We start from the raw sequence: 16044 nt of genomic DNA, 5'->3' as shown, positions 1-16044 counted from the left end.
CAAAAAGGGTACAATATGCAGTTAATCATTACCAACTGGGAATTTTAAATGGCAGATGTCAAATCGATCTCAAGAACTCCCCCCACTGAAGTTCGGCGACTTAGGGCGGAAGTCGGCTTTGGGCGTCCGATGTGCGGTTCTCCACACTTGGAATATCATCACTTCGACCCTACTTGGGCCGAGCAAAAGCATCACGATCAACAAGGCATGATCGCATTGTGTGCTGAACATCATGCTGCCGCCGATTCAGGCGCATTCACAAGAGATCAGCTTATGGGTCTCAAGCGGGCAAGCCATGCTTCCGTCGAAAGTAGCTTTCAGTGGCGGAGAAAACACACTGTGTTCGTTTGCGGCGGGAACTATGCCTATAAATGTGGGAGTATGCTTCGCGTAGGAGGAATAGATATTATCTATTTTGAAGAAGATGATTCCGGCTATGATACCTTATCGTTAAACATATATGACGTTTGCATGAATAGAATCTTTGCGATGCGAATGAACGATTGGATCGCAAGAATAAACGTTGACGATATTGAGGCACCGCCAGGAGCACGAACACTCGTGTTCAAATCAGCCGTCCATCAAGTTGACATCAGAATTGAATTTAGAGATCGAAAAATGTTGAGCTCCCACGACGAGGCTATCTCTGCCGAATTTGGAATTCCTACTGAAGAACCCGTCGTCTTCTGCATCTTTACAGGTAAAATGCCTGCACCGGTGCCTGTCAAATTCAATGACCGCAACATCCAATTCCGCGGCATGACACTGGAAGGTTGTCGTATGGAACGCTGCAGCGTTGGCGTACAAGTTGGCTAAACCGAGAGGTGGCCCCCGGTGCCTCCTTCATTTCGAAATTGCAGTATGGATGCCACGTTTCCGCGACGTTGAAGAGTTGCACCGGGAACACTGAACAGGATCCTCAAGCAGTCCGGTTTAAGGAGTGACGATATGCGCTATGCGTTGGTGATCGAAAAGGCCGGAAACAATTTTTCCGCCTACGTACCGGATCTACCCGGCTGCATCGCTGGTGCGACGGTGCCTGAGCTGGAAACCGAAATTCGCGATGCAATACGCTTTCATATCGAAGGCTTGCGTGCCGATGGGCTGGATGTGCCCAAAGGTGACAGCCTGGCGGAGTATGTAGAGGCGTAAAGCCCCCGCCTTCTCTTCTTGGGAGGAGGAGAACGATCCCCTACTCCGCGTCGGCCACCATTTGCCGTCAGCCGGCCCATGCCCGCCAGGCACCCTCATCACTGTGGAACGCGTTGAGGTCGATGCGGCCCCTCGCCCCGTGAGACAGGTCGGAGCCGGAACATTGCCAGAACGGCCATTTGCGGCCGGGATAGACCTTTGACGGGTCCGCCGTCACCGCACGACCGACGTGCTGGCGGCTTGGTTTCGCGGAAACCGCCACGCAGTCGCCAACGAAACAGCCGCAGCATCTTCGCTGCGGCTGTTGGCCAGGTGGGGCGTTGTCCGTCAGGGAAGAAGTCGCGCTGCCGAAGCGACCCCACCCCGATCCGCTTCGCGGATCGACCCTCCCCTCAAGGGGGAGGGGAAACAGCCTCAGTTCACGGCGCTGATGTTGCCCAGGCGCAGAAACAGCGTTTCGCCGGAAGAATCGTCGACGCCGTCATTGTCAGTGGCGACGAAGATGTCGCCGTTCTTGTCGATGGTGAAACCTTCGACCTTGTCGATGACATAGCCGTTGGTGGCTGATTTCAGGTCGCCGATGATGTCGCGCACCAGCGTCTTTTCGACCAGCGGCAGTTCGCCACCGAGCTTGGCCGGTTTGAAAGCGTCGAGCGTCACCGAATAGACGCGCTTTACCTTGGCCAGGTCGCCGATCTGGTTGTCGCGTTCAAGGATATAGAGCTTGCCGTCATGCGCGGTGATCTCCGACAGCCCCATCCAGCCAGCCTCGGTCGCTTCGAGCGGATAGCGCACCGCCGACCATTCCTTGGCCTTCGGCTTGTAGGCCAGAAGCTTGACCTGGTTCTTCGGATCGTCAGCCCATTCGCGCTGCACGGCCATTACCAGCATCAGGTCGTCGCCCTCGCCGATGGTGGTGATGCCTTCGAGACCGAAGCGGGTCTGGTGGGCGAGCAGTTCCATCGGGAAGCCGATTTCCTGCTTGATCTCGCCCTTGTCGTCGACGCGCAGGATAGCGTGCGGGACGAGCTTTGTCGGATCGCCTTCATTGGCCAGCCAGAAGCCGCCTTCACCATCGGCGACCATGCCTTCGATGTCGAGCTTCTGTGCAGGATGGCCGCCACGCGTGACGATGGTCTTGCCGGTGATCAGCGCCGGCGTCTGCGTGGCATCGATCTCGAAGATCGAGGGCGCGTTGGCGTAGAACGAGTCCGAGGCTGCGAAGAGCTTGCCGGCAGTGTCGCCGGCCGCGAGCGCCGAAAGCGCACCCCAGCCGAGCGGCGTGCCGTCTGCCGTGAGCTTTGCCGTGATCATCGGGTAAGTGGCGGGACCCTCGGAGCGCTCGTAGATCATCACGTGCGAGCGGGCGAGCCCGTCCTCGACCAGGTCGGCCTCGTTGGCGGTGACCAGGAGATTGCGCGACGGGATCGCGACCAGCCCTTCCGGGCCGATGCCGGACGGCAGGATCTGGACAAACTGAGGCTCCGCACCCGTGTCCTTGTAGACGCCGACAACGGAGCCACGCTCCGAAGCGACGAAAATCAGTCTGTCTTCGCCGAAGGCGCCGGTATCCAGACCTTCCGGCTCGACGCCCTTCTTGTTGCGGGCGTCGGGATAATGGCCGGCATTGGCGACCTGGTACTCGAAGGACGGACCGGATTCGTAGAGAACCTCGCCCTTCTTGCTGAAGATCGTGAAGCCGCGCGAACCGCCCTTGTAGTCGCCTTCGTTGGCGACGACGAGACGGTCATTGTCGAGCCATTTCACGGCGTCGGGTTCGCGCGCGACGTCTTCCATTTTGCCATCGAAAGAGAAGGCGCCGTTCTTCTTGGTGTCGATCTTGTCCAGCGTGACGGAGCCTGCCGAGAAGTGCGTGACGATCGCGCCGGTTTCGGCGTTGACGATGGCGATATGGTTATTCTCCTGCAGCGTGACCGCAACCTCGCCGGCCTCGTTGAAAGCCACGAATTCCGGCTCCGGATCTTCCGCCGCGACTTCGGCAATGCCCGCCAGGTTGACGCTCTTCATCGTCGCGCAATCAGGCTGGCCTTCGGTCATCGTGAAAATCTTGAGGTCGCCCGCCGGTATCTGCGGAATTTCTCCGTCGTTCAGCTCCTCGTCGCGCTCGTTCTCGATGGCGATGGCCAGGAACTTGCCGTCCTTGCTGAACGCCAGCGAGTCCGGCTGGCCGCCGAGGTCGCAGGTGCCTTCGATCGCCTTGGAGGCAAGGTTGATGACGGTGAGGTTGCCCGAAGGCTTGGCTTTGCTCTTCGACGTGTTGACGCCGGCCAGCACCTTCCCGCCAATGACCACGACCGACGTCGGCTCGCCCTCGATCTTGACGATGCCGCCGGCCTTGGGCGCCTTGGGGTCGGTGATGTCGATGAAGCCGACCGCGCCGAGCGGGCTGTCGGAATAGACCAGCGTCATGCCGTCTTCGGTCGCCCTGATGATCTCGGACGAAGTCGGCGTGGTCTGCTCGACGTCCGCCGGGAGGTTTCCGGCGACGGCGAAGCTCGCGACCCGGTTGAACATCATGTCGGCATGGGCCGGCAGCGAAACGGAGGCAGCAAGCGCTGCCGTCAGGACGAAAAGCGCGGAATGGCGGGGCACGGGTGGCGTCTCCTGTTCGATGGAAGCCACCTGCTTTGGGGGAACGACATTTCAAAGCGATGACGGATCCATGACAGTTCTGAGACAGCGGCTTTCTGCGGCCGCGATCAGCACCCCGCAGGTGCGAGCAGCAAGAAGGAACCCCTACTCCGCCTCGGCCACCATCTGCCGCCCACCAACCCAGTTCCGCCAGGCTCTCTCGTCGCCGTGGAAGACGTTGAGGTCGATGCGGCCTCTCACGCCGTGCGACAGGCCGGAGCCGGAATACTGCCAGAACACCCATTTGCGGCCGGGATAGACCTTTGACGGGTGCTGTGCCACCGCGCGCAGCCAGAACGGATAGTCGGGGAAAGCGCCTCTGAGATTGTCTCGGTAGAAATCGGGCGCGGTGTAGATGACGGGCCGCTGGCCGTAGTGGCGCTCGAGCTTGTCCATGAACACCTGCATCTTCTCCAGCACCTTTTGCCGCGACGGCCGCCGCTTGCAGCTGGATTCGCCGTTCCACTCGACATCGATCACCGGCGGCAAGGCGCCCTCGACCCTCGGCACGTTGCGGATGAACCAGTCGGCCTGCTCGCCTGCCGTACGGCACCAGTAGAAGAAATGGTAGGCGCCGCGCTTGAGGCCGGCGGCGTCGGCATTGCGCCAGTTCTTCATGAACATCGGATCAAGATGATCGCCGCCATCGGTCGCCTTGATGTAGGCGAAGTTCGCGCCCTGCGCGCGCAGCTTTGCCCAGTTCACGTTGCCCTGCCAACGTGAAACGTCAACGCCGTGAACGGCGAGGTGCCTGGGCGAGGCCTTGCCGAAATTGATCGGCTTGGCGTCACGAAAACGGTAGCGCTGGACCGGCTCGGCGAGGATCGGTGCTGCTCGTGCCAGCCGCTTCGGCGCCACCAGGGCAATCGGCTCGACGGGTGGTTCGATGCTGTCGGCAGGCTCTGGAGTGGCCATCGCCACAGTCTGCTCCGTCGCCTCTTCCTGCTCAAAGTCGGGTGCGGCATCGGCCGCACCGACCGACGCCACCGGCGCGGGCGGCCGCACAACGGAGCTGGTCGTCTCGCTGGACGGCACTTGCAGCGCGTCGATGCCGGACGTGGATGTGCAGCCGGCAAGGCAAAGTGACGCGATCGAGAAGATGACGACGCCTGATAACCGCATCTGGACCTGTACGCAGAACACAACAGACCGAGGGCAAGACAACGCCGCCGGACAACCGATCCAGATTACTAACGAGAAATTGCCAACAAAGTTTGAATCAAATTGTTAGGACGAGAGCTGGGCAAACAGAATACATGGCGCCCGCTTTATAACCGTAGCGGTGAGAGCTTGGAAACACGGCAGGACGGAGACGGCGCGAAGGATCGCCGACGCCTGCAGGCCCGCTGCCTAGCCGCACAGCCATAACTTGTGGCAGCTCTCGGCTACCATGTGAGCGGGCGGTATGAAGCGGTCGGTGACGGGACGATCGTTGACGACCGGTGCATCATCCCGGCGAACCTTTTCTTCAAGCAGCGAGCGAAGCTCGGCCGGCTGTACGCGGTCACGCTCCATCACGAGCTTGACCATCGGATCGCTCAAAAGCTCATCCAAGGTATTGATTCTGTCTTTCATCCGTCGCCTCCTCGACTGCCGACCCGCACGTAATAGATAGGCAGCAATGATGGCTCGCCAATGACGCTTTGCCGGCTATCTCGTGTCCCGGATGAAAAAATTGGGCACGCTTTGCGCTCAGTTCGCCTGTGCTTCAGTTCGGGGGTGGCGCGCCTTCATATTGCGGCAGGCCGTCGTCAAGCTGCACCCAGGGCTGCTTCGAGGCGGTCCACATATGCATCTGCGGCTTGAATACCGAAGGGGCGTCGAGCGAGCCTGAGGTCACGCCGATGATGCCGGCGGAGTCGCGCCGGGAAAACATCGTCGTGCCGCAGCCCGGGCAGAAGCCGCGCTTGAGATCGGGCGAGGAATTCACCGTCGCCACCGGCCCGTCGATGGTCACGTCGTCGATGCGGAACAGCACGCGTGCGTTGAAGGCCGCGCCCAGCGCCTTCTGGCAGAGCCGGCAATGGCAGACCCGCTCGTTGATCGGCGTGGCATCGGTGCGGTAACGCACCGCGCCGCACAGGCAGCCACCCTGATATTTCGCCATTACCTGCGCCCCTCTTTCTGAAGATTGTCGGCAAGGTAGCTGCCGGCACAGCAGCGTCAATTAAAAAGCCTTGATAGGGCCATCTATGGCTGTGATGCGGGAGATGCCATTGGCCCCCACGACGTGTGTCGGGATTGCCAAGGCTTATAGCCGGCTTCAGAGGGATAAGCCTGCCCGGCCATCTCGCAGGAGATGGGCCGGGCAGGCCGTTGTCAGGTGGTTATTCGCTGATGACCTCGTCCCAGGTCTTGACCTTGGTCTCGCGATTGAGGAAGGGCAGAGTGACTGCTGTCAGTTCCGGCGCGAAGAACACGTCATAATGGGTGCGGTTCGGCAGGATGGCCAGCCGGTTCTGCGAAAGGTTCTCGCGCATCCAGCCGGCATCCTTCAGTCCGCCGCCGAGCATCTGATAGAATTTGATCTCATGCTCGGGCCGGTACATGTCGCTGTCGCCAAAAACCAGCATGACCGGCATCTTCAGCTTGGGTACGTCGGCGGAGTAGTCGTAGTCCTTGCGCATATGGGCGCCTAGTTGATCGAGCAGCTTCGGAAAGTCCTGCGGATGCGGCGCGACCGCCACGTAGGACTTGTACATCGGCGTGTCTTTCATCATGTCGGCCATCGCCGCGCCGACCTGCGCCTGCTGGGCGCGCATGTCGGCATAGAAGCCGTCCGAGGCATAGCCGGCCGACACCAGGACCAGCCGGCGCACCGCTTCGGGATGCTGGACGGCCATGCGGAAGGCGACGCCGCCGCCCAGCGAATAACCCATGACATCGACCTGCTCGTAGCCGAGCGCCTTGACGATCGCCGCCATGTCGTCGCCCATCGCCTTCAGGCTGAGCGGCCGGTCGCCGAGCGCGGTGCGGCCGTGACCGTGCAGGTCGACGCCGATGACGGTGCGGTTTTCGGCAAACTTCGGCAGGATCGGCGCGAACATGTCGGTGGTGCCGAGACCACCATGCAGGAGAAGCAGCGGCTCGCCCTGGCCATAGACGGCGTAATAGTAGTTCAGGCCGTTGATCGGCAGCAGGCCGGATTTCGCCGGCTTCGGCATTGCTTTCGTTTCAGTGGTCATGACGGGCTTTGCTTCCTCGGCTTTGGTGGAGCCCGGCGCGGCGAAGAGCGCTGCAGCCGAGGCGAAAATGGCGAAAAACATCGCTCTGGACATGTCGGTCTCCTTCCGTCCCGCTGATATCAAAGCCGCTTGGCGACTTCTTCGAGCTGGTCGGCGCACTGGCCCCAGCCCTCGTGAAAGCCCATCTTCTCGTGCTCTTCGCGATCGGCGACGGACCAATGCGCAACCCGGGCGATGTAGCGGGTCTTGCCCTCGCCCTCATCCTCGAAGGTCAGCACGAGCGTCATGAACGGTTTTTCGGACGGCTCCCACGCCTTCGTATAGGCGTCGGTGAGAACGATCTTCTTGCCCGGCACGACTTCGAGGAAGATGCCGGGGTTCGGGAATTCGTTGCCGTCGGGTCCCGCCATGACGACCAGGCTGGAGCCGCCGCTGCGCACATCCATTTCGGCGCGCGGCGTCGTCCACGGCTTTGGCGCGAACCATTGCGTCACGAGCTTCGGCTCGGTCCAGCAGCGATAAACGTTCTCGCGCGGCGCATCGATGATGCGGGCAAGAACCAGTTCGCGGTCGGAGCTGGGGGCGATGTCGAGCTTGGTGGTCATAATGGTCTCCTCACTTGCAAAAGAGTTGGCTTGAATGCCGGTTTCCGTCTCAAGGACGAGCGGGCAACGCGCAGCCCGACAGCGTCCCGCGAAAATTTCGCCAGGCCGATTCCGGCGAACGCCGAAGGAGAGCTTAGTGGCGCTTGGCTTGCACCAGATAGGCGTCGATATCGGTCTCGCCGAGCCACTTCGCCGCTTCCAGCCGATGCAGGCCTTCGACCAGGACATGGCGCTTGCCGTCGTGGCGCACCTGGATCGGGGTCTTCATGCCGTTTTCCAGAATGTCTTCGGCCAGATGCCGGACGGTCTCGGGATGCAGTGTCTTCCTGCGCGCGGTCGGCACGTAGATGTCGTCCACCTTGACCTTTTGCACTCTCAGCATGTCGGCTCCCGTGGCGAAAAACGCCACCCTTTGTGATAGTCGGTTTGGAAGGCAAGGCCAAGGCCGACTGTGAGCTATCGCTGGCCCGATCGTTTCCAATTGACGGTTGGCCGGCAGATGGTCGAAATGACGCGTTCGACCCTTCACAGGCGTTCATGACCAAGCTTCCTACCGAATTCCCCGATTTCGGACTGACGCCCCACCAGCGCCGGCAAGCCGTGCGCGGCCACTATTACGAGTGGCCGGGCATGGATGGCGAACGCGGCGAGATCTGGTGCTACAGCGACCGTTTTTCATACCGCCGGGACGAGACGGTGGTGCTGCATGTCAGCTCGACGGCCTCCAGCTTCAGCATGTCGATCGTCCGCGACGGCGGCACCGAAACGAAAATGTTCGACAAGGCTGGGATCGCGGCGCGCTGGCAGGATACACCCGACCAATGTTCGGTCGTGGGCTGCGGCTGGGGCGCTTCGTTTGAATTCCGGGTCGGCGACGACTGGCCGTCCGGAGCCTACCGCATCACGCTGACGGCGGACGGCCGCGACGGCAAACCGATCCGCTGCCAGCATCTTTTCATCGTTAGCCCGCAGCCCGGCAAGAAACGCGGTCGTGTGCTGCAGGTTGCAGCCACCGGCACCTGGCTTGCCTACAACACGTGGGGTGGCTCCAATCATTACGAAGGCATCACCGGCCCGAACCGCGACCAGTATGCCTCAATAGTCTCGACGCAGCGGCCATGGTGCCGCGGTTTTGTTGTTCTGCCGAACGTGGCACCGCGCGTGCCGCTCGAGGTCGCCGTGCCGCCCAAGACCGTGCCGCGCTATCCGCATATGGAATGGGCCTTCGCCACCGGCCATTCGAAGAAATACGCCTCGTCCGGCTGGGCAAGCTATGACAGCCACTTCTTTCGTTTTGCCGAGCGTGCCGGCTATGGGGTCGATCTCGCCAGTCAGCACGAATTGCATTTTTCGCCCGAAATCCTCGACGGCTATGACTGCGTCGTCTTCGTCGGCCATGACGAATACTGGACCTGGGAGATGCGCGACACTGTCGACGCCTATGTCGAGCGCGGCGGCCATGCCGCACGCTTCGCCGGCAATTTCATGTGGCAGACCAGGTTGGAGGACGAGGGTCGCCGGCAAGTCTGTTACAAATACCGCGCCCGCGCCGAGGACCCGGCCTATCGGGGCGGCGACGTGACCCGCGCCACGAACTCCTGGGAAGCACCTGAGATTGGCCGGCCGGGCGCCTCGACTTTCGGGCTCAATGCGACGAGGGGCCTCTACGCCGGCTGGGGCGGTTGCGCGCCGCGCGGCGTGCGCGGCTTTCCGGTCTACCGGCCGGAGCATTGGGCGTTCGCCGGCACAGGCATCTACTACGGCGACCTGCTCGGCGCCGACAGCCATGTCTATGGCTATGAGGTCGACGGGCTCGACCACGAGATCCGAGGCGGACTGCCCTACCCGACGCCCAACAGCGGCGCACCGGACGGGCTGCAAATTCTCGCGGTCGGCATGGCTGCCCAAGTCGAGGAGAGCGCCGATATTCCGTTCGAAGACCAGTTCCTCGGCGACGAGGACGGACGCTTCACCGCCGAAACGCTGTTCGGCGAGGCGAGCGACGCCAATCTCGACAAGGTCAAGCGCGGCAACGGCATGATCGTCAATTTCCCGCGCGGCAAGGGCGAGGTGTTCCACGCCGGAAGCTGCGAATGGGTCGCCGGCCTGCTAAGGCAGGACCCGATGGTCGAGCTCGTCACCAAGAATGTTCTCGACTGCTATCTCGGAAAGTCCTGACATGCTGAAGTCCCAGACCCCTGCCCCGGACACCGAGACGCGCCCGCCATCGCATCTGTTCTATCTGTCCAGTCTGCGCCGGCCGCTGGTCGACCGCGCCGAAGGCATCTACATCTGGACGCAGGATGGCCGCCGCTTCATCGACGGATCGAGCGGACCGATGGTCGCCAATATCGGTCATTCCAACCGCAACGTGCTCGATGCGATGAAGCGGCAGATGGACCGCGCAACCTTCGCCTACCGGCTGCATTTCGAGAACGAGCCGGCCGAGGAGCTCGCGCGGCTATTGGCTGCCAAACTCCCAGAAGGCATGGACCGCATTTTTTTCGTCTCGGGCGGCTCGGAGGCGACGGAATCCTGCATCAAGCTCGCGCGGCAGTGGGCAGTGGCGACAGGCCAGCCCAAGCGCTGGAAGGTGATCACCCGATTTCCCTCCTATCATGGCGGCACGCTTGGTTCGCTATCCGTCACCGGCGACGACGCCTTGGCCGAAACCTTCATACCGATGATGCAGGTCATGCCGACCGTGCCGGCGCCGGCCGCCTGGCGCGACCGCGACAATCTCTCGATGGAGCAGCGCGGCATCCGCTACGCCGACATGCTGGAGGAGAAGATCCTCGCCGAAGGGCCGGAAAGCGTGCTCGCCTTCATCATGGAGCCGGTCGGCGGCGCTGCCACCGCGGCGCTGGTCGCGCCGGACAGCTATTATCCGCGCATCCGCGAAATCTGCGACCGCTACAGCATCCTGCTCATCCATGATGAAGTGATGAGCGGTGCCGGCCGCACCGGAAAATTCCTCGGTGGCGACCATTGGAACTGCAAGCCCGACATCGTCGCTCTGTCGAAGGGGCTGGGCTCGGGCTATGCGCCGCTCGGCGCGCTGGCGGCACCGATGCGGCTGGTGCAGCCGCTGCTCGCCTCCGGCGGCTTCCAGCACGGCCATACCTATGCCGGCAATCCGCTCGCCTGCGCCGCCGGGCTCGCCGTGCTTAGCGAGATGGATCGTCTCGGCCTGATCGCCAATGCAGCTGACATGGGCGATCTTTTGATGGCCGAGCTGAAGGGGTTGGCCAAGCGGTTTCCGTTCATCGCCGACGTGCGCGGCAAGGGCCTGCTCCTAGGTGCCGAGATGGTCGCCGACCCCGATACGCTGGGGCCGATCGCACCGGCGAAGAAGGCCACCCAGCGGCTGCTCGACCTCGCCTATGAGCGCGGCCTGATCATCTATGGGCGAAAGGTCAAGGGCGGCTTCGACGGCGACAATTTCATGGTGGCACCGCCGATGATCGTTACCAAGGAACAGGTCGGCGAAATCGTCGCCATCATCGGCGACTCGCTGCAAGTGCTGGCCGGCGAGCTCGACCTGCCGGTCGAAGGTTGAAAATGGCGCCGCGAAAAGTCATCGTCACCTGCGCCGTCACCGGGTCGGTGCACACGCCGTCAATGTCGCCGCACCTGCCGGTGACGCCGGACCAGATCGCCGCAGAGGCTATTGCCGCCGCCGAAGCCGGCGCCTCGATCTTGCATCTTCACGCCCGCGATCCCAGTGACGGGCGGCCGACCGCCGATCCTGATGTGTTCATGCAGTTCCTGCCGCGCATCAAGCAGGCGACATCAGCGGTGATCAACATCACCACCGGCGGCTCGTCGCTGATGACGCTCGACCAGCGGCTGGCCGCACCGCTCAGGGCCGAGCCCGAAATGTGCTCGCTCAATATGGGCTCGATGAATTTCGCGCTGTTCCCGATGCTCGACCGGCCAAGGGAGTGGCATCACGAGTGGGAGCCCAAGCTGCTTGAAGCGACACGTGACACGATCTTCAAGAACACCTTTGCTGACATGGAGACCGTGCTCGAAAGACTTGGAAAGGGCTGCGGCACACGCTTCGAATTCGAATGCTATGATGTCGGCCACCTCTATTCTTTAGCGCATTTTCGAGACCGGGGGCTGGTGTCAGGACCTCTGTTCATCCAGTTCGTGTTCGGCATATTGGGCGGTATCGGCGCCGATCCCGACAATTTGGTCCATATGAAGCGTATCGCCGACAAACTGTTCGGCGACAGCTATCAGTTTTCGGTGCTGGCCGCCGGCCGCCACCAGATGCCGATGATCTCGATTGCGGCAGCGATGGGCGGCAATGTCCGCGTTGGGCTGGAGGATAGCCTCTACGACGGCCGCCAGCTGGCAAAGTCCAATGCCGACCAGGTGCGCCGTATCCGCAGCGTGCTCGACGGGCTTTCGCTGGACGTCGCCACGCCCACCGAGGCGCGGAAGATGCTGGCGCTCAAGGGCGGCGATAGGGTGGCATTCTGAGATGCGGCCGTGATCAACCCAGCGTCAAAAGACATTCGCATCCGGCCCGGTACCGTCGAGGATGTCGAAACCATCCATGCTGCGATCCTGCGGCTTGGCGCCCATATCGGCGCGCCCGAGGAAATCACTTCTACGGCCGACGACCTTCGCACCTACGGCTTTGGCGAAAACCCTGCCTTCTCGACGCTGATTGCGGAAGTCGGCGGCGAGTTCGCCGGCCTATGCCTGCATTTCCCGATCTTCTCGACCTGGATGGGCCGGCCCGGCATCTATGTGCAGGACCTCTATGTCGAGGATCGGTTTCGCGGCCGCAGGATCGGCGAACGCCTGCTGCGCCGTGCCGCGCGAGAATGCCGGGAGGACGGCGGCGTCTACCTCAGACTGTCCGTCGACACCGACAATGAAACCGCCAAAGCCTTTTACGAAAGACTGGGCATTGCCTGGTCGAGCTACGAGCAGGTGCAGAAGATCGCCGGCGACGCGTTCTTTGCCTTCGCCGATGCACCCGATGATGAGGAGCCAAGATGAAAGCCTTCTATGCCGAAGAACAGAAGCGCCATGATCCCAAGGCATTCCTCTCCAGCGGTGCGCAGAAACCCAATCCGGAAAAGCCGGAACGCGTCGAACGGCTGCTCGCCGGCGCAAGGGCCGCCGGCTGCACGATCGAACGGCCGAGAGATCACGGGCCAGGACCGGTTGCGGCGGTGCATACGCCCGAATATCTCGATTTTCTCGAGCACATCTTTGTGCGCTGGCAGCGCATCGAAGGCGCTTCGGCAGAAGTGATCCCCAACATCCATCCGATCGCGCGGGGCGGCTCCTATCCGGCCTCAGCGGTCGGCCAGGCCGGCTATCACATGGCCGACACCGCTTGCCCGATCTCAAGCGAGACCTGGCAGAGTGCGCTGTGGAGCGCCTGGAGCGCGGTCGAGGCCGCTGAGGCCGTGATGTCAGGCGCACCGGCTGCCTATGCGCTCTGCCGTCCGCCCGGCCACCACGCCTTTGCCGATGTCGCCGGCGGCTTCTGTTTCATCAACAATTCAGCGGTCGCGGCACAGACGCTCCGCAAGAATGCGGCGCGGGTGGCAATCCTCGACGTCGATCTGCATCACGGCAACGGCACGCAAGGCATTTTCTATGCGCGACCGGACGTGCTCACCGTCTCGCTGCATGCCGATCCGGTGCGCTTCTACCCGTTCTTCTGGGGTCATGCCGACGAACGTGGCGAAGGGGCCGGCCTCGGCTACAATTTCAACCTGCCGCTGGCGCGCAAATCCGGCGACGCCGCATTCCTCGACGCGCTGGATGTGGCTTTCCAGCGTATCCGCGCCTTTGCGCCGGAAGCGCTTGTCGTGGCGCTCGGCCTCGACGCCTTCGAAGGCGATCCGTTCGGCGGACTGTCGGTAACGACACCGGGCTTCTCGCGCATCGGCGAGGCTATCGCCGGCCTCGGCCTGCCGACGGTCATCGTGCAGGAGGGCGGCTATCTCTGCGACGAGCTCGGCGACAATCTTACTGCCTTCCTCACCGGCTTCGGCGGCGGCAAGAAGCGGTGATGTCGGATCAGGATCGCTCCTGTCGCAGCATCGCGATGACGCGATGCACGCTCTCCAGTGTCTCGTCGATTTCGGCCGCCGTATTGTAGTGGGCGATGCCGATGCGCACGACGCCCTGTTCGGGCGGAATGCCGAGCTGGTGGACGATTTCCCAGGCATAGTTGTGGCCGGACCACAGGAAGATGTTTTCCGCATTCATCTGCCGTACGATCGTCTCCGGCACGATGCCATCGACGGTGAAGGAGACCGTCGGGACGCGCTCCCCGACACGCGCCGGATCGGTAATGCCATGGATGGTCAGGCTTGAGATAGCCGACAGGCCGTCGATCAGCCTTTGCGCCAGCGGGTTCTCATAAGCTATTGATCTTTCGAAGGCCTTGGCGATCCTGGCGCGGCGCGAGCCGCCATCGCCTGCCGCCGCGCCGAGTTCCGCAAAGTAATCGACCGCGGCCGTCAGTCCGGCCATCAGCTCGATCTGCGGCGTGCCGAGTTCGAACCGCTCCGGCAGAGCATTGGACGAACAGCGGCATTTATACGGTTTCAGCACATCGATGACATCCAGCCTGCCCCATAAGATACCCAAATGCGGCCCGAAGAATTTATAGGCCGAGCAGATCAGGAAATCGCAGTCGATATCCCTGACGTCGATCAGGCCGTGCGGCGCGAACTGAACAGCGTCGACATAGACCAGGGCGCCGGCCTGCTTGGCAATGCCGGTCAGGGCCTTCACCCGGTTAATCGAGCCGGTCAGATTGCTGGCGTAGTTCAAAGCGACGAGCCGGGTCCTGTCGGTGAGCAGCGTAGCAAGCGCCGCCTCCTCGATCTGCCAGCTCTGCTCGTCGAAAGGCAGCCAGCGCACGACAAGGCCAAGGTCTTCGGCCAGCTGCAGCCACGGCGATACGTTGCCCTCGTGATCCATGCGGGTGAGGATGATTTCGTCGCCCGGTTTCATCGTGCGGCCGAGCGTGCGCGACATGTGATAGGTCAGAGTCGTCATGTTGGCGCCGATGATGATTTCCTGAGGGCTCGCAGCAGCCAGGAAATCGGCCATCGCCGCATGGGCGTCATCGACGATTTGTTGCGCTGCGATCGTGGTTTCGAAGAATCCGCCGAGATTGGCGTTTGCGGTCAGCAGGCAGCGTGACACCGCGTCGGCAACCGCTTGCGGCACCTGCGTGCCGGCAGGGTTGTCGAGGTAGATGCGGCGACGGCCCTTGTCGGTCAGCGACAGGGCCGGAAATTTCTCGCGCACGGCATCGATCGGAAAATCCATTTCTGCCCCTTCCCGTTGTAATCATTTGATAACCGGCCGTATTGCTCACGGACAGGGGTTGCCGACACGCTGGTGGATTGCATCGACCGCCTTCTGCATGTCCTCGGTCCAGACGACATCGGCGCAAGACAGCGCCATTTCGAGTTGCGAAATGGTCGTCGCGCCGATGATGCTCGAGGTGACGAAAGGCCGGCTCGTGACATAGGCGTTGGCAAACAATGCCGGCTCCATGCCGAAAGAGCGCGCCAGCTCGTTGTACTCAAGCTGCGCTTCCGCGGCGTTGGGCGTCTCGTAGCGCTGGCCCCGATTGAAGAGCTGCGAGCGTGAGCCTTGCGGCCGCGCGCCATGATCGTACTTGCCGGTGAGATAGCCCTGCGCCAACGGCGAATAGGGCAGAAACGAAACCTGTTCGCGCTCGCAGACTTCGGCGAGATTCACCTCGAAGCTGCGGTTGACGAGATTATAGGCGTTTTGCAGCGACACCAGGCGTGGACCGAGGCCCTTGTCAGCTTCGGCGATGAACCGCATGACGCCCCAGGAGCTCTCGTTCGACAGACCGAAATGGCGGATTTTTCCAGCCTTCACCAGTTCGTCGAAGACGGCCAGTGTCTCGGTGATCGGCGTCTCGCCAGCCGGTGCGCCGACGGAATCGGCTCGCAGCGGCACGGCACCGACGCGGTTCGGGTTGGCGCCCCAAGCCACGTCCCGCTCCGGCCAATGGATCTGATAGAGATCGAGATAATCGGTGTTGAGCCTGGTCAGCGACTTTTCGACGGCATCGAAGATGTCGGCGCGCACCAGCTTCGACGGGCGCCCGCCGCGGAACCATGCATTTGCGGTGCGGCCAACCACTTTCGAGGCGAGGATCACTTGATCGCGATTGCGCTTCGCTTTCAACCAGCTGCCGATGATCTTCTCGGTCCAGCCCTGCGTCTCCGCCTTGGGCGGGATTGGGTAGAGCTCGGCAGTGTCGATGAAGTTGACGCCGCGCGAAAAGGCCAGGTCCATCTGGGCGTGGCCATCGGCTTCGGTGTTCTGCTGGCCCCAGGTCATCGATCCCAAGCAGATCTGGGAAACAAGAAGATCGGTCCGACCGAGGCGGCGTTTGTGCATGGAACTTTCTCCGGCGG

16 protein-coding genes and 1 pseudogene are annotated in these 16044 nt (G+C 62.1%); 7 read left to right on the top strand and 10 right to left on the bottom strand.

The genetic code is table 11. The features are described 5' to 3' along the window. The first annotated feature begins 48 nt into the window (after positions 1-48). Both ACWUKX_RS08695 and ACWUKX_RS08690 read left to right on the top strand, forming a co-directional pair. Positions 49-816 carry a hypothetical protein gene (locus ACWUKX_RS08695; RefSeq protein WP_456005775.1) on the top strand — a complete coding sequence of 256 codons (768 nt, stop codon included), beginning with the start codon at positions 49-51 and terminating at the stop codon, positions 814-816. Positions 817-948: 132 nt separating this feature from the next. Continuing rightward, positions 949-1152, top strand: a complete 204-nt coding sequence (locus ACWUKX_RS08690; RefSeq protein WP_456005773.1) for a type II toxin-antitoxin system HicB family antitoxin — start codon at positions 949-951, stop codon at positions 1150-1152. Positions 1153-1219: 67 nt separating this feature from the next. Here ACWUKX_RS08690 and ACWUKX_RS08685 read toward each other — a convergent pair. From ACWUKX_RS08685 to ACWUKX_RS08650, 8 genes and pseudogenes are all read right to left on the bottom strand, one after another. Then, positions 1220-1375: pseudogene (locus ACWUKX_RS08685) on the bottom strand (GH25 family lysozyme); the annotation flags it as partial. A 191-nt stretch (positions 1376-1566) separates the two neighbouring features. After that, positions 1567-3765: an esterase-like activity of phytase family protein gene (locus ACWUKX_RS08680; RefSeq protein ID WP_456005771.1), complete on the bottom strand. Its 2199-nt coding sequence runs from the start codon at positions 3763-3765 to the stop codon at positions 1567-1569. A gap of 144 nt (positions 3766-3909) precedes the next feature. Then, positions 3910-4926 (bottom strand): glycoside hydrolase family 25 protein, encoded by a 1017-nt coding sequence (locus ACWUKX_RS08675; RefSeq protein WP_456005768.1) that lies wholly within the window; start codon positions 4924-4926, stop codon positions 3910-3912. Positions 4927-5154: 228 nt separating this feature from the next. After that, complete coding sequence (locus ACWUKX_RS08670; protein ID WP_029353718.1) at positions 5155-5379, bottom strand: hypothetical protein; 225 nt, start codon at positions 5377-5379, stop codon at positions 5155-5157. Between the two features lie 133 nt (positions 5380-5512). Next, on the bottom strand, positions 5513-5911 hold the full coding sequence (locus ACWUKX_RS08665; protein WP_095521620.1) for a GFA family protein: 399 nt from the start codon (positions 5909-5911) through the stop codon (positions 5513-5515). Between the two features lie 220 nt (positions 5912-6131). Then, the gene (locus ACWUKX_RS08660) at positions 6132-7082 is read right to left on the bottom strand and encodes an alpha/beta fold hydrolase (protein ID WP_456005765.1); all 951 of its coding nucleotides are present in this window, start codon (positions 7080-7082) and stop codon (positions 6132-6134) included. 26 nt (positions 7083-7108) lie between these two features. Further along, positions 7109-7594, bottom strand: a complete 486-nt coding sequence (locus ACWUKX_RS08655; RefSeq protein WP_456005763.1) for an SRPBCC family protein — start codon at positions 7592-7594, stop codon at positions 7109-7111. A gap of 133 nt (positions 7595-7727) precedes the next feature. Next, a complete protein-coding gene (locus ACWUKX_RS08650; protein ID WP_065008163.1) occupies positions 7728-7976 on the bottom strand; it encodes a ParB N-terminal domain-containing protein in 249 nt (82 codons plus the stop codon). Positions 7977-8131: 155 nt separating this feature from the next. Between ACWUKX_RS08650 and ACWUKX_RS08645 the strand changes: the two genes are divergently transcribed. Genes ACWUKX_RS08645 through ACWUKX_RS08625 form a run of 5 tightly spaced genes read left to right on the top strand, consistent with a single transcriptional unit; the run spans position 8132 to position 13641 of the window. Next, entirely contained in the window at positions 8132-9772 is a 1641-nt protein-coding gene (locus ACWUKX_RS08645) for a N,N-dimethylformamidase beta subunit family domain-containing protein (protein WP_456005761.1), read from the top strand. 1 nt (position 9773) lies between these two features. Further along, positions 9774-11153: an aminotransferase family protein gene (locus ACWUKX_RS08640; RefSeq protein ID WP_456005759.1), complete on the top strand. Its 1380-nt coding sequence runs from the start codon at positions 9774-9776 to the stop codon at positions 11151-11153. Positions 11154-11155: 2 nt separating this feature from the next. Then, positions 11156-12085: a 3-keto-5-aminohexanoate cleavage protein gene (locus ACWUKX_RS08635; RefSeq protein ID WP_456005756.1), complete on the top strand. Its 930-nt coding sequence runs from the start codon at positions 11156-11158 to the stop codon at positions 12083-12085. 12 nt (positions 12086-12097) lie between these two features. Continuing rightward, positions 12098-12613: an N-acetyltransferase family protein gene (locus ACWUKX_RS08630; protein ID WP_456005937.1), complete on the top strand. Its 516-nt coding sequence runs from the start codon at positions 12098-12100 to the stop codon at positions 12611-12613. Beyond that, on the top strand, positions 12610-13641 hold the full coding sequence (locus ACWUKX_RS08625) for a histone deacetylase family protein (RefSeq protein WP_456005753.1): 1032 nt from the start codon (positions 12610-12612) through the stop codon (positions 13639-13641). Before ACWUKX_RS08630 ends, ACWUKX_RS08625 begins: the two co-directional genes overlap by 4 nt. A gap of 7 nt (positions 13642-13648) precedes the next feature. Here ACWUKX_RS08625 and ACWUKX_RS08620 read toward each other — a convergent pair whose 3' ends face one another. Continuing rightward, positions 13649-14914 carry a cysteine desulfurase-like protein gene (locus tag ACWUKX_RS08620; RefSeq protein WP_456005751.1) on the bottom strand — a complete coding sequence of 422 codons (1266 nt, stop codon included), beginning with the start codon at positions 14912-14914 and terminating at the stop codon, positions 13649-13651. Positions 14915-14959: 45 nt separating this feature from the next. Next, a complete protein-coding gene (locus ACWUKX_RS08615) occupies positions 14960-16027 on the bottom strand; it encodes an aldo/keto reductase (RefSeq protein WP_456005748.1) in 1068 nt (355 codons plus the stop codon). Between the last annotated feature and the right edge of the window lie 17 nt (positions 16028-16044).

The sequence above is a fragment of the Mesorhizobium sp. f-mel genome (assembly GCF_053850215.1).
Note: the sequence above shows the minus strand (reverse complement) of the source record. Positions and strands in the feature narration are given on the sequence as shown.

Bases quoted from the DNA above. Each gene is read 5' to 3' on its own strand.
- ACWUKX_RS08660 (WP_456005765.1), bottom strand. From the start codon at position 7,082: ATGTCCAGAGCGATGTTTTTCGCCATTTTCGCCTCGGCTGCAGCGCTC.
- ACWUKX_RS08625 (WP_456005753.1), top strand. From the start codon at position 12,610: ATGAAAGCCTTCTATGCCGAAGAACAGAAGCGCCATGATCCCAAGGCA.
- ACWUKX_RS08675 (WP_456005768.1), bottom strand. From the start codon at position 4,926: ATGCGGTTATCAGGCGTCGTCATCTTCTCGATCGCGTCACTTTGCCTT.
- ACWUKX_RS08640 (WP_456005759.1), top strand. From the start codon at position 9,774: ATGCTGAAGTCCCAGACCCCTGCCCCGGACACCGAGACGCGCCCGCCA.
- ACWUKX_RS08690 (WP_456005773.1), top strand. From the start codon at position 949: ATGCGCTATGCGTTGGTGATCGAAAAGGCCGGAAACAATTTTTCCGCC.
- ACWUKX_RS08655 (WP_456005763.1), bottom strand. From the start codon at position 7,594: ATGACCACCAAGCTCGACATCGCCCCCAGCTCCGACCGCGAACTGGTT.
- ACWUKX_RS08635 (WP_456005756.1), top strand. From the start codon at position 11,156: ATGGCGCCGCGAAAAGTCATCGTCACCTGCGCCGTCACCGGGTCGGTG.
- ACWUKX_RS08695 (WP_456005775.1), top strand. From the start codon at position 49: ATGGCAGATGTCAAATCGATCTCAAGAACTCCCCCCACTGAAGTTCGG.
- ACWUKX_RS08665 (WP_095521620.1), bottom strand. From the start codon at position 5,911: ATGGCGAAATATCAGGGTGGCTGCCTGTGCGGCGCGGTGCGTTACCGC.
- ACWUKX_RS08650 (WP_065008163.1), bottom strand. From the start codon at position 7,976: ATGCTGAGAGTGCAAAAGGTCAAGGTGGACGACATCTACGTGCCGACC.
- ACWUKX_RS08620 (WP_456005751.1), bottom strand. From the start codon at position 14,914: ATGGATTTTCCGATCGATGCCGTGCGCGAGAAATTTCCGGCCCTGTCG.
- ACWUKX_RS08645 (WP_456005761.1), top strand. From the start codon at position 8,132: ATGACCAAGCTTCCTACCGAATTCCCCGATTTCGGACTGACGCCCCAC.
- ACWUKX_RS08670 (WP_029353718.1), bottom strand. From the start codon at position 5,379: ATGAAAGACAGAATCAATACCTTGGATGAGCTTTTGAGCGATCCGATG.
- ACWUKX_RS08615 (WP_456005748.1), bottom strand. From the start codon at position 16,027: ATGCACAAACGCCGCCTCGGTCGGACCGATCTTCTTGTTTCCCAGATC.